22 protein-coding genes are annotated in these 20,270 nt (G+C 60.9%); 17 read left to right on the top strand and 5 right to left on the bottom strand.

The window, feature by feature from the left end; all coding sequences use genetic code 11:
• Nucleotides 1–15 precede the first annotated feature (15 nt).
• From BM017_RS02795 to BM017_RS28765, 7 genes are all read left to right on the top strand, one after another.
• A complete protein-coding gene (locus tag BM017_RS02795) occupies nucleotides 16–564 on the top strand; it encodes a hypothetical protein (RefSeq protein WP_092241112.1) in 549 nt (182 codons plus the stop codon).
• A 21-nt stretch (nucleotides 565–585) separates the two neighbouring features.
• Nucleotides 586–1,863, top strand: a complete 1,278-nt coding sequence (locus BM017_RS02800) for a flavohemoglobin expression-modulating QEGLA motif protein (RefSeq protein ID WP_010212629.1) — start codon at nucleotides 586–588, stop codon at nucleotides 1,861–1,863.
• A gap of 27 nt (nucleotides 1,864–1,890) precedes the next feature.
• Nucleotides 1,891–2,796 carry an alpha/beta hydrolase gene (locus BM017_RS02805; protein ID WP_092241114.1) on the top strand — a complete coding sequence of 302 codons (906 nt, stop codon included), beginning with the start codon at nucleotides 1,891–1,893 and terminating at the stop codon, nucleotides 2,794–2,796.
• A complete protein-coding gene (locus tag BM017_RS02810; protein WP_092241116.1) occupies nucleotides 2,793–3,119 on the top strand; it encodes a PA3694 family proteiin in 327 nt (108 codons plus the stop codon). Before BM017_RS02805 ends, BM017_RS02810 begins: the two co-directional genes overlap by 4 nt.
• Before the next feature lie 154 nt (nucleotides 3,120–3,273).
• Nucleotides 3,274–3,411, top strand: a complete 138-nt coding sequence (locus BM017_RS29055) for a hypothetical protein (protein WP_156682175.1) — start codon at nucleotides 3,274–3,276, stop codon at nucleotides 3,409–3,411.
• 175 nt (nucleotides 3,412–3,586) lie between these two features.
• Nucleotides 3,587–3,997, top strand: coding sequence for a hypothetical protein (locus BM017_RS28760; protein ID WP_139216842.1), 411 nt, complete (start codon nucleotides 3,587–3,589; stop codon nucleotides 3,995–3,997).
• 99 nt (nucleotides 3,998–4,096) lie between these two features.
• Entirely contained in the window at nucleotides 4,097–4,453 is a 357-nt protein-coding gene (locus BM017_RS28765) for a hypothetical protein (RefSeq protein WP_139212836.1), read from the top strand.
• A 76-nt stretch (nucleotides 4,454–4,529) separates the two neighbouring features.
• Here BM017_RS28765 and BM017_RS02825 read toward each other — a convergent pair whose 3' ends face one another.
• From BM017_RS02825 to BM017_RS02835, 3 genes are all read right to left on the bottom strand, one after another.
• Entirely contained in the window at nucleotides 4,530–5,315 is a 786-nt protein-coding gene (locus tag BM017_RS02825) for a lipotoxin F family OmpA-related lipoprotein LptF (protein WP_071488772.1), read from the bottom strand.
• 53 nt (nucleotides 5,316–5,368) lie between these two features.
• Nucleotides 5,369–5,794 (bottom strand): DUF4398 domain-containing protein, encoded by a 426-nt coding sequence (locus tag BM017_RS02830; RefSeq protein ID WP_092241122.1) that lies wholly within the window; start codon nucleotides 5,792–5,794, stop codon nucleotides 5,369–5,371.
• 259 nt (nucleotides 5,795–6,053) lie between these two features.
• Nucleotides 6,054–6,398, bottom strand: a complete 345-nt coding sequence (locus BM017_RS02835) for a pilin assembly protein (RefSeq protein ID WP_092241124.1) — start codon at nucleotides 6,396–6,398, stop codon at nucleotides 6,054–6,056.
• Nucleotides 6,399–6,582: 184 nt separating this feature from the next.
• Between BM017_RS02835 and ppc the strand changes: the two genes are divergently transcribed.
• From ppc to BM017_RS02870, 7 genes are all read left to right on the top strand, one after another.
• The gene (ppc, locus tag BM017_RS02840; protein WP_092241126.1) at nucleotides 6,583–9,210 is read left to right on the top strand and encodes a phosphoenolpyruvate carboxylase; all 2,628 of its coding nucleotides are present in this window, start codon (nucleotides 6,583–6,585) and stop codon (nucleotides 9,208–9,210) included.
• Nucleotides 9,211–9,489: 279 nt separating this feature from the next.
• Nucleotides 9,490–10,137 carry an adenylate kinase gene (gene adk, locus BM017_RS02845; RefSeq protein ID WP_010212617.1) on the top strand — a complete coding sequence of 216 codons (648 nt, stop codon included), beginning with the start codon at nucleotides 9,490–9,492 and terminating at the stop codon, nucleotides 10,135–10,137.
• 90 nt (nucleotides 10,138–10,227) lie between these two features.
• Nucleotides 10,228–10,911 (top strand): tRNA (adenosine(37)-N6)-threonylcarbamoyltransferase complex dimerization subunit type 1 TsaB, encoded by a 684-nt coding sequence (gene tsaB, locus BM017_RS02850; protein ID WP_092241129.1) that lies wholly within the window; start codon nucleotides 10,228–10,230, stop codon nucleotides 10,909–10,911.
• 190 nt (nucleotides 10,912–11,101) lie between these two features.
• A complete protein-coding gene (locus tag BM017_RS02855) occupies nucleotides 11,102–11,392 on the top strand; it encodes a hypothetical protein (protein ID WP_058425317.1) in 291 nt (96 codons plus the stop codon).
• Nucleotides 11,392–12,252 (top strand): DUF72 domain-containing protein, encoded by an 861-nt coding sequence (locus tag BM017_RS02860; RefSeq protein WP_092241131.1) that lies wholly within the window; start codon nucleotides 11,392–11,394, stop codon nucleotides 12,250–12,252. The genes BM017_RS02855 and BM017_RS02860 overlap by 1 nt, the downstream gene beginning before the upstream one ends.
• A 27-nt stretch (nucleotides 12,253–12,279) precedes the next feature.
• Entirely contained in the window at nucleotides 12,280–13,107 is an 828-nt protein-coding gene (locus tag BM017_RS02865) for an isocitrate lyase/PEP mutase family protein (RefSeq protein ID WP_092241134.1), read from the top strand.
• A 21-nt stretch (nucleotides 13,108–13,128) separates the two neighbouring features.
• The gene (locus tag BM017_RS02870; RefSeq protein WP_219731699.1) at nucleotides 13,129–13,809 is read left to right on the top strand and encodes an extensin-like domain-containing protein; all 681 of its coding nucleotides are present in this window, start codon (nucleotides 13,129–13,131) and stop codon (nucleotides 13,807–13,809) included.
• Between the two features lie 3 nt (nucleotides 13,810–13,812).
• On the opposite strand, the gene BM017_RS02875 is transcribed toward BM017_RS02870, so the two are convergent.
• Entirely contained in the window at nucleotides 13,813–14,433 is a 621-nt protein-coding gene (locus BM017_RS02875; protein ID WP_092241138.1) for an energy transducer TonB, read from the bottom strand.
• 96 nt (nucleotides 14,434–14,529) lie between these two features.
• On the opposite strand from BM017_RS02875, the gene BM017_RS02880 reads away from it, so the two are divergent.
• A complete protein-coding gene (locus BM017_RS02880) occupies nucleotides 14,530–15,312 on the top strand; it encodes a class I SAM-dependent methyltransferase (protein WP_092241140.1) in 783 nt (260 codons plus the stop codon).
• A gap of 37 nt (nucleotides 15,313–15,349) precedes the next feature.
• Here the strand turns inward: BM017_RS02880 and BM017_RS02885 are convergent, their stop codons facing one another.
• Complete coding sequence (locus BM017_RS02885; protein ID WP_092241142.1) at nucleotides 15,350–16,003, bottom strand: TetR/AcrR family transcriptional regulator; 654 nt, start codon at nucleotides 16,001–16,003, stop codon at nucleotides 15,350–15,352.
• 93 nt (nucleotides 16,004–16,096) lie between these two features.
• Between BM017_RS02885 and BM017_RS02890 the strand changes: the two genes are divergently transcribed.
• A complete protein-coding gene (locus BM017_RS02890) occupies nucleotides 16,097–17,197 on the top strand; it encodes an efflux RND transporter periplasmic adaptor subunit (RefSeq protein WP_092241145.1) in 1,101 nt (366 codons plus the stop codon).
• A 6-nt stretch (nucleotides 17,198–17,203) separates the two neighbouring features.
• Nucleotides 17,204–20,269: an efflux RND transporter permease subunit gene (locus BM017_RS02895; RefSeq protein ID WP_092241147.1), complete on the top strand. Its 3,066-nt coding sequence runs from the start codon at nucleotides 17,204–17,206 to the stop codon at nucleotides 20,267–20,269.
• The last annotated feature ends 1 nt before the right edge of the window (nucleotide 20,270 follow it).

Consider the following 20,270-nt stretch of genomic DNA (forward strand, 5'->3'; position numbering starts at 1 on the left):
ACCGGGGGATGTCCAATGAAAGCCTGGCGCGTGGTTGCAATCGCCTTGTCGTTCCTGCTGCTCAGCGGTTGCCTGGTGACCTTCAAGGACCCGCTGCCAGCCCATGAGGCCGCGCCGCCGGCCCTGCTCGGCCAGTGGTCGAGCAAAAATGCCTGGGGCGAGCCGCTCAACCTGCATATCAGTGCCGTTGGTGAACACCGCTATAAAGCCGTGAGCTACCCTACAGCCAAGCCCGGCCAGCGTGACGAATACCTGTTTACCGTTTCGCGCCATGGCAGCCGCTGGTATTTGTCGGCGCCGCTGCCGGCCAAGCTGGGTGGGCATTTCATCCTGGCGGGGTTTGAGATCAACGAAAAGCACGAATTGGTGGTCTACAACCTCGACCTTGAGCAGATCCACCAAGCCATAGGCCAGCAGGCGTTGCACGGCAGCACCGTGGACACGGTCGAGGGCGCCGGGGTGCTGGTCGACAGCCCCTTGGACCAGGTGTTTGCCTACCTGGATGACCCGGCCAATGCCGATGTATTCGTGGAAGCCGTGCGCTACCAGCACACGGGCCAATAACGTTTAAAGAGGAAGCACCGGGTGGACGATTACCAGCAGACGATACGCACCTTGTCTGATCGCATTGTGCTGGCGCAAACACCGATTCGCGTCCTCGACGCCGTGAAGTGGGACGAAAACATTCGCCAGGGATTCCTCAAGGCCAAGGGCAAGGAAATGCCGGCGGTGAGCCGCGACTACTACCTCAATCGGCCACTGTCGTTCGACTCCAGTGCGGTGAAGCTGGAGTTCCAGAACATCGAGCGCGACATCACCCGCCGCCTCGGCCAATTCAGCCCGGTGGGGCAGATCATGCGCCGCATGTGCAAGGAATACCGCATGGTGGTGCGCATGCTCGAAGCGCGTGGTACCGAGGATTTCGGCCTGATTTCCCAGGAACTGTATGGCGCTGCCTCCGATGCGTTTCACGCCGGCGACCCGACCCTGGCTGACTTGGGCCTGATGCTTTCCGATTACCTTAACAATATCGATGGCCGTGGTGACCTGAAGGATGAGGCCAAGACGCTCACCGCCAAGGACGCCGTCGCCTTGCTGCAAACCCGCCTGAACAAGGTGTTCGGTGAGGCCGAAGAGACCATCCGCGTGTTCGAGTCCGACGGTATTGTCGCTGACGCCGCAGCGGGCGCCGACTACATCAAGATCCGCGCCGACGCGATGTTCAACGACCGCGACGTGCGCGCCCTGGAGGTGCATGAAGGCCTGGTGCATGTCGGCACTACCCTCAATGGCCAGAACCAGCCGATCTGCACCTTCCTGTCCAAGGGCCCGCCCTCGTCCACCGTGACCCAGGAAGGTTTGGCGATTTTGATGGAGATCATCACCTTCGCCTCCTACCCGAGCCGCCTGCGCAAGTTGACCAACCGCACCCGCGCCATCCATATGGTGGAAGAGGGCGCCGACTTCCTGCAGGTGTTCGAGTTCTTCCGTGAGCAAGGCTTTGAGATGGCTGAAAGCTACGGCAACGCCAGTCGTGTTTTCCGTGGTTCGGTGCCGACCGGTCTGCCGTTCACCAAGGACCTGTCCTACCTCAAGGGCTTTATCATGGTCTACAACTACATCCAGCTGGCCGTGCGCAAAGGCAAGCTGGAACAAGTACCGCTGCTGTTCTGCGGCAAGACCACCCTGGAAGACATGCGTACTCTGCGCCAACTGGTCGACGAAGGCCTGGTGGTGCCACCCAAGTACCTGCCCGAGCAGTTCCGCGACATGAACGCGCTGGCGGCGTGGATGTGCTTCTCCAACTTCCTCAACCACCTGAGCCTGGATCGGATCGAGGCGGATTACTCCAATATCCTTTAAACCGTGCTATTCGCGAGGCTTCAACGGATGAGAATCCTCGGCATTCTGTGCCTGCTACTCACATTGAACGGCTGCAGTTCCCTGCTGTTCTACCCCGAGCCCGGCCTGCCGTTCACGCCGGAAAAAGCTCACCTTCAATACCGTGACGTCACCCTCACCACTGCCGACGGCATAAAGCTCCACGCCTGGTGGCTACCGGCCAACCCCGGAGTGCCGCTCAAGGGAACGGTGCTGCACCTGCATGGCAACGGCGGCAATCTGGCCTGGCATCTGGGCGGCAGTTGGTGGTTGCCCGAGCAGGGCTACCAAGTGCTGTTGGTGGACTATCGCGGTTATGGCTTGTCGGAGGGGAAGCCATCATTACCGGCGATCTACCAGGATTTGGACGCGGCGTTCCAATGGATCGACAAGGCTCCCGAAACCCAAGGCCAGCCGTTGATAGTACTGGGCCAGAGCCTGGGTGGCGCATTGGCGGTGCATTACCTGGCCGCCCACCCGGAGCGCCAACCCCGGCTCAAGGCGCTGGTGCTGGACGGCGTGCCCGCCAGTTATCGTGACGTAGGACAATTCGCCCTGAGTACCTCCTGGTTAACATGGCCGTTTCAGGTGCCGTTGTCCTGGCTGGTCCCGGACGCCGACAGTGCCATTTACGCCATGCCCCGGCTGACAGGAGTACCCAAGCTGCTGTTCCACAGCCTGGATGACCCGATTGTGCCGGTGGCCAACGGGATCCGCCTGTACCAGGCCGCACCGCCACCCAGGGTGTTGCAGTTGACCCGCGGCGGGCATGTGCAGACCTTTGCCGACAAGACCTGGCAAACCGTGATGCTGCGTTACCTGGATGACCCTCAGCACTTCAACGGCCTGCGTCGCCTGGGCGAAATCCCGAATTACCCGATTCCTAAAGTTGACTCATCAGAGAGCCCGCAATGAGCGAAGAACGCAATATGATCCCGCTGATCCTCACCGGTATCGGCACCATCATCGGTACTGTCGGTTGCCTGTGGTATTACGGCTACCTGCACTTCGCCAAGCCGGAAGATGCGTTGTTGCTCAGCGACTTCACCATGCTCAAGACCGTGCCCGGCGAGGACTACAAGATCTCCCTGGCGCCAGCCGCTCAGGTGGCGCAATGCGTGGATGGTGTACTGGTGATGTTCGACACTGAGCAGAAAGGCCTGAGCGGTGTGTTGGTGAATAACAAGAAACAGGCTGTGCGCTGCCTGGGGCAGGAAACACCACAACTCCAGCAGTAAGCCGGACGCATCGCACCTGGAATATCTGGAACCGTTTTGCGTAACAGACCACTCAAGGGCTTGTCAGCGTTCATGGTGAGATTTGCGAACCGCCAGCCAGGGGAGTGTCATGGTTATGTTGGGTGAGATAAGCGCGATAGACAGGATGTTGAAGATGTCCAGGACGCAGGAGCTCGTTGAAGCGCTCCGTGAAGCCGTCGACGATATCGCGAAAAAGGAGCAGGGGGAGCGGTCCCAGGAGAAACCTGGCTATGCAGGCTTCGAAAGCGACAAGCGTCCGATCAAATTCTAAGTGTGAAAAACCCACCGTTCCTGGTGGGTTTTTTATTTTCATCCCAACATTTATTACCAGCGTATACCGTCGGGAACTGATAGCTGTCAGCGACCACTGCTATATCGGTCAGGAGATCAAACCCGGACTCATGGGAAATTAAATTTGGAGTGAAATAATGAGATTGGACTCGTTGATGAGTACGGTTTTGATGAATACCCTCGCGACTATTCACACGACATGGAATGTTTTTACAGGGCAGGGTAGAGGTGGCAGGTGGAGCGGCAACACACTTCATTACTCCCGCTCTCAACCGAGCCAGCAACCAAGGTTTTCCGGCGCCCAACCGCCGGCGTTGCAACAACCGTCTACGGTCAACCATATCAACTATGTGTTCAACACGAATTATGTGAGTGTCGGGGATGTTAAGTCATCCCAGGTCGGCGTGCACGTCAATAGCGGCAACGGCAGTATGAATAACGGCAATTTCGGGAACTATGGAAATAACGGCAACAGCGGAAGTGGCAGCCGTTATGCCAATCACGGTAGCAACGGCAATCTTCGAAATTCCGCAAGCGCCAGGTTCTCCCAGCCTGGCCTGGCCTAGCGCATTCGCGCCTGAGGCGTCAAAGTTCAGAGCGTATTAATACAGTGTGGCTTGTTATGGCCTGGTTTATAAATTATTCAGTTTGGAGAGGGTATCAATATGACTCAGCGATTAGGCTCGCGATATGACCACTACACTCAATCTTATCCGCGTTATTCTGATGAGCACACTTGGAAGACGGTGGGAGGGCAACGGGTATGGGGTCGTGCACAAGGTGGCCGTGATAACGGTAACTACGGTAACTACGGCAATAACGGAAATCGCGGCGCACACAGTCACTATGCAAATCACGGGCAGAACGGCAATGAAATGATCGGGCGGTGGAGGGACTCGCTCGGTGACTACGCGGGTTTCGGCAACTACGGAAACTATGGGAATAATGGCAACTTCGGCGGGTTCAGCAGTTACATCAACTCTGGTCAGAACGGCAATCGCCGTGTGGGTATCAACTACTAAAATCTCAGTGCCTTTCAAATACACAAGAAATTAAAAAGCCCCGTCTATATAGACGGGGCTTTTAGGGCATCCAGCATCAGTTGGCGACGGAAGACCGTGGCTTGACCGGCTGGTTGTCGTTGGAGATGGTTACTTCAACGCGGCGGTTCATGGCACGACCGGAAACGCTGCCGTTATCGGCAACCGGGTATTCTTTGCCATAACCCTGGGTCACGATGCGCGAGATATCCACGCCCTGTTGCGCCAGTGCGCGTTGTACGGAGGCCGCACGACGCTCCGACAGGCTCTGGTTGTACGCATCGGAACCGGTGCTGTCGGTGTAGCCTTCGACGATCACTTTACGGTCCGGGTTATCGCGCAGGAACTGCGCCAGCTTGGTGATGTTCACCAGGCCGCTGGATTTCAGGTCGGACTTGTTGGTGGCGAACAGCACGTCACCGAAGGTCACCAGGGTGCCACGATCGGTCTGCTTGGCGTTCAAGCTGTCTTGCAGTTGCTTGATCTGCGCGTCACGGGCTTCCAGCAGGGCGCGGGCGCGTTCGTCACCGGCATTTTTCAGCTTGGCTTCGGATTCGCGCAGCACGATGGTGTCTTTGGCCACTTCAACGCGCTGGTTGGTCAGGTAGGCGAGTTGGTCAACTTTCTTCTCGTCTTCCTTGTCGCGGTAGGCCTTGTCTGCCTTGTCCAGCCATTCGCTGGCGTCTTTGGTCTCCAGCGCCGCGAGCTTGGTGGCCTGCGGGTTGGTCTGCAGGGAAGAGAAGTTGGTCCGTGCGTTTTCCAGGTTCGCGTTAGGCGGGGTGGAGCAGGCCGCCAGGGCAACGCTCATCGCCAGCAGGGCAGGGATCATCAATTGTTTACGCATAGTCGTGTCGTCCTTTCAATTCGATATCAAGTGCGAAGCAGTCAAGGGGCGTCTTACTTCGGCTGGATAGCAGCCGGACGCATGCCTTCCCTACGCAGTTCGTCAACAGCCTTCTGGGAATCCTTCACAGCCTGTTGAGCCTTGGCAGCCTGGGCCTTGCGCTCTGCGACGCGAGCGTCCCACTCGGCTTGTTCAGCCAACTGGCGAGCTTTGTCGTAGTTCTTGTCGTGCATGGCGATTTCAGCTTCTTTGAGCTTGTCCTGAGCCGACTTCATTTCCACAGCCGCAAACTCAGTGCCGCCAGCGCTGACTGCGCTGTTGACTGCGGACTGGGTCACCGCGTACTGCTCGGTCGGAGGGTTGCCGGCGCAGCCCGCCAGAACGAAGCTGGTGCCGATTGCCAGCGCGGCCAATTTGAGCCCGCGCAGGTGGTTAAACGAGGATTTGGCAGTGCTGGTCTTCATCGTCTTCAACTCCATTGGATAACTCCTGAAAAACATCAAAATCCATGTCACTGGTACTCGGCCGGGGCTTCAGGGTGATGTACAAAAAGCCCTTTAAAACGGCCGTTCCAAGTGATGGCTTACTGGCTGTGACCGGAGGCTTTTTTCAAAAGTTCAGAGAAGATGGCGATTTGCCTAAAAAAATATCTGACTGTTCGGTCAGCGAAAAAACTTGGAACTTCTGCGTTGCGCAGCGGTACGTCGGACCCATAAAGAGTCCGGCGTACAAGGGGTTTCAGTGGTTCGGTTTGTCGCTGCTTGCTGACAAGTCATGCAGATAGCGACGCGACAGTGTCAGAAAGCGCGGAGTAGGGCCGACATCTTCGTACAGCGGGTCGCCCTCTTCATCAGTCGCGATCACCTGCTGCCCCTTGATATACGGAAAGCTGGCTTCCAGCTCTTCCAGTGCGGCGCCGATCAGTTCGCCGAGCAGTTCTTCGGTGCTGCGCTTGGGGTACATCTCGGCGATCGCTGCCAGGCGTGCCGCAGCTTCCACATCCAGATGGATGGCGTACTCGGTCTTGGTCAGGCGACCCTTGGCGTTCTCTTCCCAATGCTGGGCCAGTTCTCGGATTTTCATGGCAACCTCAGTAAAGCCTGCGATAGCAGGCGGTGATGAGTGACCCGCCGCTCGCGCGGATAAACGCGGCGACTTAGTGTTGAGACTAGCTGCAACTCGCAAGGTTTAAAGTCTTGTCATAAATGAGCGCTGGCGGCACTCTGGCAAACCTGCGCGTCCCGGATTTCTGGCTGGAGATTGGCTGATGAGTGATATCGATGCACGCTTGCGTGAGGATGTTCACCTGCTGGGTGAACTGTTGGGCAACACCATTCGAGAGCAATACGGCGATGATTTCCTCGACAAGATCGAGCAGATCCGCAAGGGCGCCAAGGCCGACCGCCGTGGCGCAGGCGATGAACTGAGCACCAGCCTCAACCAGTTGCAGGAAGATGAGCTGCTACCGGTCGCCCGTGCCTTCAACCAGTTCCTCAACCTGGCCAACATTGCCGAGCAGTATCAGCTGATTCATCGACGCGATGAGTCGCAACCGGCACCCTTCGAATCCCGCGTATTGCCTGAGTTGCTGGCGCGCCTGCAAGCCGAAGGCCACAGCAACGAATCCCTGGCCCGCCAGTTGGGGCGCCTGGAGATCGAACTGGTCCTCACCGCCCACCCCACCGAAGTGGCGCGCCGCACCCTGATCCAGAAATACGATGCCATCGCCGCCCAATTGGCACTGCAGGATCACCGCGACCTCACCACGGCCGAGCGTGAGCAGATCCGCCAGCGCCTGCAACGCTTGATCGCCGAGGCCTGGCACACCGAAGAAATCCGCCGCACCCGGCCCACGCCGGTAGACGAAGCCAAGTGGGGGTTCGCGGTGATCGAGCATTCGCTGTGGCACGCTATTCCCAATTACCTGCGCAAGGCCGACCAGGCCCTGCACGCCGCCACAGGCCTGCGATTGCCGCTGGAAGCGGCGCCGATCCGCTTTGCGTCCTGGATGGGCGGCGATCGTGACGGCAACCCGAATGTCACTGCACCGGTCACCCGCGAAGTGTTGCTGCTGGCGCGCTGGATGGCTGCGGATCTGTACCTGCGCGATATCGATCACCTGGCCTCCGAGCTGTCGATGCAGCGCGCCAGCCCGGCGTTGCAGGCCAGGGTCGGCGACAGCGTCGAACCCTATCGTGCCTTGCTCAAGCAACTGCGTGAACGCCTGCGTGCCACGCGCCAATGGGCGCATACGGCGTTGAGCAGCAGCACGCCAGCGCCTGCCGAGGTATTGCAGAACAACCGCGACCTGCTGGAGCCGCTGGAGCTGTGCTACCAGTCGCTGCACGAATGCGGCATGGGCGTGATCGCTGATGGGCCGTTGCTCGATTGCCTGCGGCGGGCGGTGACTTTCGGCCTGTTCCTGGTGCGGTTGGATGTGCGCCAGGATTCCAGTCGCCATTGCGCGGCCATGACCGAAATCACCGATTATCTTGGTCTCGGTCGCTACGAGGACTGGAACGAAGAGATGCGCATCAGCTTCCTGATGAAGGAACTGGCCAACCGTCGACCGTTGCTGCCGGGTTATTTCAAACCGTCGGCGGATACCGCCGAGGTGCTCAACACCTGCAAGGAAATCGCCGCGGCCCCGGCGGCGTCCCTGGGCTCGTATGTCATCTCCATGGCCGGCGCTGCGTCGGACGTGCTGGCGGTGCAGTTGCTGCTTAAAGAGTCAGGCGTGCAACGGCCGATGCGCGTGGTGCCGCTGTTCGAAACCCTGGCCGACCTGGATAACGCCGGCCCGGTGATCGAGCAACTGTTGCTGCTGCCGGGCTACCGCGCGCGGCTGCAAGGCCCGCAGGAAGTGATGATCGGCTACTCGGATTCGGCCAAGGACGCCGGCACCACTGCCGCTGCCTGGGCGCAGTACCGGGCGCAGGAACGCCTGGTGGATATCTGCCGTGAACAGCAAGTGGAACTGCTGTTGTTCCACGGGCGTGGTGGCACCGTGGGGCGTGGCGGCGGCCCGGCCCACGCGGCGATCCTGTCGCAGCCGCCTGGGTCGGTGGCGGGGCGCTTCCGTACCACCGAACAGGGCGAGATGATCCGCTTCAAGTTCGGCCTGCCGGATATTGCCGAGCAGAACCTCAACCTTTACCTGGCCGCCGTGTTGGAGGCGACCCTGTTGCCACCGCCGCCGCCCGAACCGGCCTGGCGCCATTTGATGGACGAATTGGCGGCAGACGGTGTCAGCGCTTACCGCGCCGTGGTGCGCGAGAATCCGCAGTTCGTCGAGTATTTCCGCCAGTCCACGCCGGAACAAGAGCTGGGCCGTTTGCCGTTGGGCAGCCGCCCGGCCAAGCGCCGTGCGGGCGGGATTGAAAGCCTGCGTGCGATTCCGTGGATCTTCGGCTGGACCCAGACCCGTCTTATGCTACCGGCCTGGCTGGGCTGGGAAGCGGCGCTGAGCAAGGCCCTGGAACGTGGTGAAGGCGACTTGCTGGGGCAGATGCGTGAGCAGTGGCCGTTCTTCCGCACCCGCATCGACATGCTGGAAATGGTGCTGGCCAAGGCCGACGCCGACATCGCCCGTCTGTATGACGAGCGCCTGGTGCAGCCGGACCTGTTGCCACTGGGTGCGCATTTGCGCGACCTATTGTCGCAGGCCTGCAAGGTGGTGCTTGGCCTGACTGGCCAGTCGCAGCTGCTGGCCCATAGCCCGGACACCCTGGAGTTCATCCGCCTGCGCAACACCTACCTCGACCCGCTGCACCTGTTGCAGGCCGAGTTGCTGGCGCGTTCGCGCCAGCAGGAAGCGGCACAGGACAGCCCTCTGGAACAGGCGCTGCTGGTCTCCGTGGCCGGTATTGCCGCCGGTTTGCGTAATACCGGCTAAGGTTTTTTGCATGTTCTCAACGGCTTGCAGATAAACCACGGCGGCCGCCCTGAAAAGGGCGGTCGGCGTTTATGGCGTCGGGTTGCACCCAGGCACACCCTACCTATGACGTAAGCGCTGCACGGGTTCCTGCGACTTTTGGCGGCTTGTGTGCTTAAGGCCTGCTGTGTATCTTGATCAGCCTTTGGCCGTTTGGGCGGCCCGAATTCTATTTTTACGCGATTGGCCCGCCGCGGCGAATCCGAGCGTCATCTCTATAAAAAATTGAGGAGCACATCAATGCGCGTCATTCTGCTGGGAGCTCCCGGGGCCGGTAAAGGTACTCAGGCAAAGTTCATCACTGAAAAATTCGGCATTCCACAAATCTCCACCGGCGACATGCTGCGCGCGGCCGTCAAGGCCGGCACCGAGCTGGGCCTGATCGCCAAGAGCGTGATGGACAGCGGTGGCCTGGTTTCCGATGACTTGATCATCAACCTGGTCAAGGAACGCATCAGCCAGGAAGACTGCAAGAACGGTTTCCTGTTCGACGGCTTCCCGCGCACCATTCCCCAGGCTGAGGCCCTGGTGAAGGCCGGCGTCGAGCTGGATGCCGTGGTCGAAATCGCGGTTGAAGACGAAGAAATCGTCCAGCGTATCGCCGGTCGTCGCGTCCACGAAGCCTCGGGGCGCGTGTATCACACCGTCTACAATCCGCCAAAGGTGGAAGGCAAGGACGACGTCACCGGCGAAGACCTGGTGCAGCGCAAAGACGACACCGAAGAAACCGTGCGTCATCGCCTGTCGGTCTACCATTCCCAGACCAAGCCGCTGGTGGACTTCTACCAGAAGCTGTCCGCCGCCCAAGGCAAGCCGAAGTACAGCCACATTCCTGGCGTCGGCTCGGTTGAGGCGATCACCGCCAAAGTGCTGCAAGCACTGAGCTGATCCCTCGACCGGCTTCATGGATAACGGCCCGCTTGCGGGCCGTTGTTGTTTATACTGGCGCACTTTTTTTCGACTTGGACACCTACACCGATGAGCACCCTGCTGGCCCTGGACACCGCGACTGAAGCTTGCTCCGTTGCCTTGCTGCACGATGGCAAGGTAACGAGCCACTACGAGGTGATCCCGCGCCTGCACGCGCAGAAGCTGTTGCCGATGATCAAGCAACTGCTGGAAGACGCCGGCACCACTCTGGCTGCGGTCGATGCCATCGCCTTCGGTCGCGGACCGGGTGCATTCACGGGTGTGCGTATCGCCATTGGCGTGGTGCAGGGCCTGGCGTTTGCGCTGGAGCGTCCGGTGTTGCCGGTGTCCAACCTGGCCGTGCTGGCCCAGCGCGCCTTGCGTGAACATGGCGCGCATCAGGTGGCGGCGGCTATCGATGCGCGCATGGATGAAGTCTATTGGGGTTGCTACCGCGAAACGGCGGGCGAGATGCGTCTGGTCGGCGTGGAAGCCGTGCAACCGCCGGAGTCATCGCAATTGCCAGCCGACGCCAGCGGCGATTGGTTCGGGGCTGGTACTGGTTGGGGGTATGGCGAGCGCCTCGCTGTGCCGTTGGTGGGCCAGGACGCGGCGATGTTGCCTCACGCCGAGGACTTGCTGACATTGGCACGTTTTGCCTTTGCGCGTGGCGAGGCGATTCCGGCCGACCAGGCGGCGCCGGTCTATCTGCGCGATAAAGTGGCGCAGACCAAGGCAGAGCGCGGCCTTTAATTGTGGCGAGCGGGTTTGCCCCGCATTGGGCTGCGAAGCAGCGCTAAAATCCCCCAAACTTGCACCAATCGTCAGAATTTCCCCTGGGTTTTAAACCTTTTTCAAATTATGTGTTCTAGTTATCACCAGAGCATTTGCGCACTACGGACAGTGCTGCCAAAATGCCATTACTGATAGCGAGTTCGCGCCCATGCGTATTGATGGCTTTTCCTCACAGTCTTACCCAATCAAGCGCAAGCCGCGTAAGGCGAACGTCACGGTGGATGAGTCGGTCGAGGACTCGCCGGACTTCATCGAAGTCCAAGCCGATGCGCAAGCCAACGCCCAAGCCCGTATCAGCGGTCTTCCCGCCCGTCAGCAAGACATGGTCTTCCCGCGCTCCATGAGCAAAAGCGTCGCCACCGCCCTGGCCAGCTACCTGACCACCGCCGGCTTTGTCGAATGGGATATGGAAGTGCTGGGCCTCGACATCCATATCTGATGCGTCTGCCTTACTACCTCGGTTGCCCGTCCTGGAGTGAAAATGCCTGGCGCGAGTACCTGTACCCCGCCGATGCCCGTTCCAGCGATTACCTCGCGCTGTACTCCCAGGTCTTCAACGCCGTTGAAGGCAACACCACGTTTTACGCTCGCCCCTCCGCCGCCACCGTGCAGCGCTGGGCCGAAATCATGCCTGAGGACTTTCGCTTCACCGCCAAATTTCCCGGTGATATCAGCCACAGTGGCAACCTGATCGAGCAGCTACCGGCAGCGGAAAGCTTCGTGGGCTTGATGAGCCCGTTGGGTGAGCGGGTATCGCCGCTGTGGTTGCAACTGCCCGCGTCTTTCACCCCGCAGCGCCTGGGGGAGTTGGCAGGCTTTATCGATGGCCTGGAGCGGCCGATGGCGGTGGAAGTGCGCCACCTGGAATTCTTCGCCAAGGGGGATGCCGAGCGCATGCTTAACCGTTTGTTGCGTGACCGCGGCGTGGAGCGCATCTGCCTGGATCCGCGTGCGTTGTTCAGTTGCACGTCCACCTCGGCCGCCGTGCTGCACGCCCAATCCAAAAAGCCCAAGGTGCCACCCCGCCCGGCGGCGCTGACGCAGTTTCCCCAGGTACGCTTTATTGGCCATCCCGAATTGGAGGCCAACGATTCGTTCCTGATGCCATGGGTGGAAAAAGTCGCGGGCTGGATCGAAGAAGGGCGCACCCCCTACGTGTTCCTGCACACCTCGGATAACCGCCTGGCCGCGCAACTGGCCCTGCGTTTCCACGATCAACTGATGGCGCGCCTACCAGGCCTGCAGCCCCTGCCCGTGCTGGATCGTGCCCCCGCCGTGGAGCAACTGGGGTTACTCTAGGGCTCCTTTTTCCGCCAGGAGCCCGACATGGATGCCCAAACCCTTCGCGCCGAAACCTTCAAGGCCTTGCATGAGCGCGACCGCGCATTCGTGATGCCCAACCCGTGGGATGCGGGCTCCGCTGTAATGTTGGCCAGCCTGGGTTTCGAAGCGCTGGCTACCACCAGTGCAGGCTACGCGTTCAGCCTGGGGCGACCGGATGCGGAAGGCGCGTTGTCCCTGGAGGACACGTTGGTCAATGCCGGTATGATCGCCAACGCCACCCCGTTGCCGGTGGCCGCCGACCTGGAAAACGGCTTCAGCGACACCCCTGAAGGCTGCGCCCAGACCATCCTGCGCGCAGCGGGAGTCGGCATTGTCGGCGGCTCCATCGAGGACGCCACGGGCATTGCCGCCGACCCGATCTATCCCTTCGAACTTTCGGTCGAGCGTGTGGAAGCCGCCGTCGCCGCCGCCCGCAGCCTGCCTTTTGCCTTCACCCTGACGGCCCGTGCGGAAAACCTCCTGCATGGCCGCCTGGATTTGCCCGACACCATCCGCCGTCTGCAAGCCTACGCCGAAGCCGGTGCCGACGTGCTGTATGCGCCGGCCCTGCGCAGTGCCGAGGAAGTGCTGGCGGTGGTCAAGGCCGTGGCGCCCAAGCCGGTGAATGTGTTGATGTCCGGTGGCTTGAACCTGAGCGTGGCGCAGTTGAGCGAGATGGGCGTGCGGCGGATCAGCGTCGGCTCGGCGCTGGCGTTGGCCGCCTATGGTGAGTTCTATCGCGCAGCCCAGGAAATCTATGAACGGGGCACGTTCACCTTTACCGAGCGCAAGATGCCGTTCAGCCAGGCCAACCAGTTCTTCAAGGGCTAGGCGGTGCGTTTTTTCAAAGTCATGGGCATGCTGCTGATCCTGGCGGGTGCCGTTGCCGTGGGTGTCTGGCGTGGATGGGTCCCACTGCCGGCCGATTGGAACCCATGGGCGCCGCTGGACGTGCGGGCGACCCCTAACGTGTTGACCCGCTACAAATTGGGTCGTCTGCAGGATGATCCGGCATTGTGCGACCAGGTGCTGGAAACCTCGGGCCTGCGCGTCAGTCATCAGGCGGACTCGCCGGCAGATGCCGCTTGCCCCCTGCGCAATACCTTGCGCGTACAGGGTTCGGCGGTGGGGCTGAGCAGCAGTTTTCTCGCCAGTTGCCCACTGGCGGTGGCGTTCGCCCTGTTTGAGCGTCACAGCTTGCAACCGGCGGCCCAGTCGGTATTCGGCCAGGCAGTGACGCGGGTCGATCACCTGGGCAGCTTTGCCTGTCGCAATATGTATAACCGTGCCGAAGGGCGACTCAGCCAGCATGCGTCGGCCAATGCGCTGGATATTGCCGGCTTTCGCCTGGCGGATGGGCGCAGCATCAGCGTGCTCAAGGACTGGCCGGGGGAGGGCGATAAGGCGCGGTTCCTGCGTCAGGTCCGCGACAGTGCCTGTGATGATTTCAATGTCGTGCTGAGCCCTGACTACAACGCCGCGCACCGCAACCACTTCCACCTGGATATGGGGCGTTGGTGGGTGTGTCGCTGAGACTCAGGCGGCCAGGCGCAGGTTCTGGGTGACCAGTGGGCGAGCCCAGTAGTAATCGAAATCCAGGGCCTTTTGTTGCGCGACCAGCTCTTCTTCCGGGAATGGCGTGGCAGGTGGAGGCAGCAGGTCCAGTTCGAATTCTGCGATGGGCAGGTGCAGAGGGCGCGGCTCCGGGGCTGGGCCCGGTTCCGGCAGCGGCTGGCCGGCCGTCAGCACGATGGGGCGGACCCAGCCGCTTTCGAAATTCTGCTGGCGTTGCTGCGCGACGATTTCTTCTTCCGGATACGGTGTGGCGGCCGGTGGCAGCAAGTCAGTCTCGAACTCGGCAATCGGCAGGAACAGCGGCTCCGGCGGGGCAATCTCGGTATCTTTCACGTCGCACTCACGCTGGGTGAGGATCTGCGACAGCAGGTCGGCGCCTTCGCTGGGTTCTACCGCCGGGTCCGCCGGTGCTGGCGCCTGCACGGCGAGCGTGTCCGGCGTATCGCCGAGCTGCTCGGCCAGTGCCCGGGCGAAGAAGTCCTGCCACACATGACTCACCCCGGCCAGCGCTTGAGTATTGCGCAGGCCGTAGTGGTTGTGGGTCGGCAGTACACCGATGGTTAGGGGAAGAATGTCTGACATTTTTCTCGGTCGACGCTCAGCTCTGGCAAAATACCTGACTGTTGTTTTTATCGGCCGCTGTTTGCCGATCCTTAATATTTTTGAGCGTAGCGATTGATGAGCGAACAACCAGCGGCCAGCCGCATCCAGGTCGAGGCCTTGGGCAAGTTTTTCCAGGCCCGCGCCGAGCAATGGGCGCAGCGGCTTGGCTTGCCGTTGCTGCAGGCGGATGCGGACTTTTCCCTGCAAGTGGGGGAGCATGGCCTGCAATTGCAACAGCTCGGGCCTGATGCACCGGGGCCGGTGCGCGTGGATTTTGTCGAGGGTGGCGCGGCGCATCGGCGCCTCTATGGGGGCGGTAGCGGGCAGATGATCGCCAAGGCCGTGGGCATCGCCCAAGGCGTGCGCCCACGGGTACTCGACGCTACGGCTGGCCTTGGCAAGGACGCCTTCGTACTGGCCAGCCTGGGTTGCGAGATGAGCCTGATCGAGCGCCAGCCGCTGATCGGCGCCTTACTCGAAGATGGGCTGGCGCGCGGCGCGGAGGATTTTGAAGTGGCGCCGATTGTGGCGCGCATGAAGCTGCTCAAGGGCAATTCCATCGACGTGATGCGTAACTGGGAAGGCGAGCCGCCCCAGGTGATCTACCTCGACCCGATGTTCCCGCACCGTGAGAAAACTGCCCTGGTGAAGAAGGAAATGCGCCTGTTCCGGCCGCTGGTTGGCGATGATCCTGACGCCCCCGCGCTACTGGCCGCCGCCCTGGCCCTGGCCAGCCACCGCGTGGTGGTCAAGCGCCCGCGCAAGGCGCCGTGCATTGACGGGCCAAAGCCGAGCCATGCGCTGGATGGCAAATCCAGTCGCTATGACATCTACCCTAAAAAAGCACTCAAGCCTTAAGCCACAAGCTGCAAGCTAAAGTGCTTTCAGCTTGCAGCTAACAACTTACCGCTGCCTCTCTCCTATAAGCCCGCATAAACAGCCCCACCACCTCCTGTACATGGGCTTCGGCGGCTTCTTCGCTCAGTTGCCCGCCGCAGCCATAAAGCAAGCAGAAATTCGCCGTGCCTTTGAGCAGGCAGAAGAAGTGCTCGGCCGCCGTAAATGGCTTGTCGATGCTCAGCGCGCCGCTCTGGTTGATCTTGCCGAGCAGGCGTTCCATGCCCTGCAGCATGCGCATGGGGCCGGCCTCGAAGAAGATCTGCGAGAGTTTCACGTCCTGGTTGCCGGTGGTCATCATCAGGCGATGCAGGTTGACCGACTCTTCACTGTTGATCAGCCGATGGAACCCCCGCGCGATATTCAACAGCACAGTTTGTACGGGTATGCCCTCGGGCAACTCGAAGTACATCACCGGCAGTTGTTCTTCGCACTTGGCCACCACCGCGGCGGTGAACAAGGTCTCTTTATCGTTGAAGTGGCTATAGACGGTCAGTTTCGACACGCCAGCTTCCAGTGCCACCGCGTCCATGCTGGTACTGGCGTAGCCATTGCTCAAAAACAGGATTTTCGCTGCTTCGAGGATTGCCTGGCGTTTTGCCATGTCCTTGGGGCGCCCGGGGCTATTGGTGTTCAGAGGATTGTCGGACATTTTCACCTTTAATACTGGACTGGCGAGTTTGGTATTAATACCATACCTGCCAGTATAATTATTCCTAGCTCTACTCGCGAAAGGTCCTACAGCATGCGCAGCACCTTCCTGCCCTTTGCTTTGCCTGTCAGTTTGGTCGTGCTGTTGGCCGCCTGCGGCCATGAAGAAGCGGCCCAGGTTACCATCCGCCCAGCCATGGTGGTGCAGCCTCAGCCTTCTTCGCAGTCGATGGACAGCTACCCCGGCGAAGTGCGCGCCCGCTATGAACCGGACCTGGCCTTTCGCATCGGTGGCAAAGTCAGCAAGCGTTTGGTGGAGGAGGGCGAAAGGGTCAAGGCCAACCAGCCGCTGGCGGAGCTGGACCCTCAGGACGTGCGCCTGCAACTGGAAGCGACCCGCGCCCAGGTTGCCGCCGCTGAGGCCAACCTGAGCCTGGTGCGGGCCGAGCGCGACCGCTACAAGAGACTGATGGACCGTCAGATGGTCAGCCGTTCCCAGTACGACAATTCCGAAAACCTCTACCGATCCGGTGAAGCACGCCTCAAGCAGATCAAGGCCGAGTTCGACGTGGCCAGCAACCAGGCCGGCTATGCCGTTCTGCGTGCACCTCAGGACGGGGTGGTGGCCAAGCGTGCGGTGGAAGTCGGCCAAGTGGTGTCCGCCGGGCAAACTGTGTTTACCCTGGCGACCGATGGTGAGCGCGAAGTGCTGATCAGCCTGCCGGAACAAGGTTTCGGCCGCTTCAAGATCGGCCAGCCGGTCTCTGTGGAGTTGTGGAGCCAGCCGGATCAGCGTTTTACTGGGCGTATTCGCGAGCTGTCACCGGCGGCCGATCCCAAGTCGCGCACGTTTGCGGCGCGTGTGGCGTTCACCGGCGGCAAGGTCCCGGCCGAACTGGGCCAGAGCGCACGGGTATTCATACAGGTCGACGGCGATGTTCCGTTGTCGGTGCCGCTGTCTGCCCTCAGTGCGGAGAACGGTGCGTCCTACGTATGGCGCGTCCAGCCCGACAACACGCTCAAGCGCACGCCGGTGCGCATCGGTGCCTTCGGTGAGAAAACCGTCCCGGTCCTGGAAGGCCTGGCCCCGACGGATTGGGTGATCGCCGCCGGTGTGCACGTGCTTCACGAGGGCCAGCAAGTGCGCCCGGTGGACCGCTCCAACCGTGTGGTGAATCTGGCGGCCAAGGAGTAGTCCCCGATGGGTTTCAATCTTTCCGAATGGGCGTTGCGCAATCGCCAGATCGTACTGTTCCTGATGATCCTGCTGGCAGTGGTCGGCACCCTGTCCTACTCCAAGCTGGGGCAAAGTGAAGACCCGCCGTTCACCTTCAAGGCCATGGTGATCAAGACCAACTGGCCTGGCGCAACGGCGCAGGAAGTCTCGCGGCAGGTCACCGAACGCATCGAGAAAAAACTCATGGAGACCGGCGAGTACGAACGTATCGTCTCCTTCTCGCGCCCCGGCGAATCCCAGGTCACCTTCATGGCCCGCGACTCCATGCATTCGGCGCAGATCCCCGAGCTGTGGTACCAGGTGCGCAAGAAGATCAGCGACATCCGCCAGACCTTGCCGCCGGATATCCAGGGGCCGTTTTTCAACGATGAATTCGGCACCACCTTCGGCAATATCTACGCCCTGACCGGCGACGGTTTCGACTACGCGGTGCTCAAGGACTACGCCGACCGCATCCAGATCCAACTGCAGCGCGTGGCGGATGTGGGCAAGGTCGAGTTGCTCGGCCTGCAGGATGAAAAAATCTGGATCGAGCTGTCCAACCTCAAGCTCGCCACCCTCGGCTTGCCTTTGGCGGCGGTGCAACAGGCGTTGCAGGAACAGAATGCGGTGTCCACTGCGGGCTTCTTTGAAACCCCGAGTGAACGTGTGCAACTGCGTGTATCGGGCAACTTCAAGAGCGTGGAAGAGATCCGCAATTTCCCGATCCGCGTGGGTGACCGCACCTTCCGCATCGGTGATGTGGCCGACATCCACCGTGGGTTCAACGATCCACCGGCACCCCGCATGCGCTACATGGGCGCAGACGCCATCGGCCTGGCCGTGGCGATGCGCGATGGCGGCGACATCCTGGTATTGGGTAAGGCCCTGGAAGGTGAATTCGCACGCCTGCAGAAGAACCTTCCGGCGGGTATGGAGCTGCGCAAGGTGTCGGACCAACCGGCAGCGGTGAAGACCAGCGTCGGCGAATTCGTGCAGGTACTGGCCGAAGCGCTGGCCATCGTGTTGCTGGTGAGTTTCTTCTCTCTCGGCGTGCGCACCGGCATGGTGGTGGCCCTGGCGATTCCGCTGGTGCTGGCGATGACGTTTGCCACCATGTATTACCTCGGCATCGGCCTGCACAAGATTTCCCTGGGCGCACTGGTGCTGGCGTTGGGCTTGCTGGTGGATGACGCGATCATCGCCGTGGAGATGATGGCGATCAAAATGGAGCAGGGCTACGACCGGCTCAAGGCCGCCAGCTTTGCCTGGACCAGTACCGCGTTCCCGATGCTCACCGGTACGTTGATCACCGCCGCCGGCTTCCTGCCGATTGCCACTGCGCAGTCGAGCACCGGCGAATACACCCGCTCGATTTTCCAGGTGGTGACCATTGCGTTGCTCGCCTCGTGGGTGGCTGCCGTAGTCTTTGTGCCCTACCTGGGGGAAAAGCTCCTGCCGGACCTGGCGAAAATTCACGCAGCCAAACATGGCACCGATGGTCCTGACCCCTACGGCACACCGTTCTACCAGCGCGTAAGAGGTTTGGTGGAGTGGTGCGTGCGTCGCCGCAAAACCGTGATCGTCCTGACCCTGTTGCTGTTTATCGGCTCGGTCGCGCTATTCCGTTTTGTGCCGCAGCAGTTCTTCCCGGCTTCCGGTCGCCTGGAACTGATGGTCGACCTGAAGCTGGCCGAAGGCGCCTCCCTGAGCAACACCGCCGAGCAGGTCAAGCGCCTGGAAACCCTGCTCAAGGATCACGCCGGCATCGACAACTACGTGGCGTATGTCGGTACTGGATCGCCGCGTTTCTACCTGCCGCTGGATCAACAACTGCCGGCCGCCAGTTTTGCCCAGTTCGTGGTGCTGGCCAAAACCATCGAAGAGCGCGAAAGCCTGCGTACCTGGTTGATCGAAACCCTCAACGAACAATTCCCCGACCTGCGCTCACGGGTCACCCGCCTGGAAAACGGCCCGCCCGTGGGTTACCCGGTGCAGTTCCGTGTGACCGGCGAACATATCGAAGAGGTCCGCGCGCTCGCCCGCAAAGTGGCGGCCAAGGTTCGCGAAAACCCTCACGTGGTCAACGTGCACCTGGACTGGGAAGAACCGAGCAAGATCGTCTACCTCAATATCGACCAGGACCGCGCCCGCGCCCTCGGCGTGAGCACGGCCAACCTGTCGAAATTCCTGCAGAGTTCATTGACCGGTTCCAGCGTCAGCCAGTACCGGGAGGACAACGAGTTGATCGAAATCCTGCTGCGCGGCACCGTGCACGAACGCACCGAACTGTCATTGCTGCCGAGCCTGGCAGTGCCGACGGACAACGGCAAAAGCGTGGCGCTGTCACAAATTGCCACCCTCGAATACGGTTTCGAAGAAGGCATCATCTGGCACCGCAACCGCTTGCCGACGGTGACCGTACGCGCCGATATCTACGGCAAGGAACAGCCCGCGACGCTGGTCCAGCAGATCCTGCCGACGTTGGAAGGCGTGCGTGCCGAACTGCCGGATGGCTACCTGCTCGACGTGGGCGGGACCGTGGAGGATTCCGCCCGTGGACAGAATTCGGTGAAAGCCGGGGTGCCACTGTTTATCGTGGTCGTGCTGACCTTGTTGATGCTGCAGTTGCGCAGTTTCTCGCGTACCGCGATGGTGTTTCTGACGGCACCGCTGGGCTTGATCGGGGTGACCTTGTTCCTGCTGGTATTCCGCCAACCCTTCGGTTTCGTCGCCATGCTCGGGACCATTGCGCTGTCGGGGATGATCATGCGCAACTCGGTGATCCTGGTGGACCAGATCGAGCAGGACATCAAGGCGGGGCTGGCGCCGTGGCAAGCGATCATCGAAGCCACCGTCCGCCGCTTCCGCCCGATTGTGCTGACCGCCCTCGCGGCGGTATTGGCGATGATCCCGCTGTCGCGCAGTGTGTTCTTCGGGCCGATGGCCGTGGCGATCATGGGCGGGTTGATAGTGGCGACGGCGTTGACACTTTTGTTCTTGCCGGCCCTGTATGCTGCGTGGTTCCGAGTGAGGAAGGACGTCGCGTAAT

The sequence above is a fragment of the Pseudomonas sp. NFPP04 genome, assembly GCF_900113815.1.
GTDB lineage: Bacteria > Pseudomonadota > Gammaproteobacteria > Pseudomonadales > Pseudomonadaceae > Aquipseudomonas > Aquipseudomonas extremorientalis.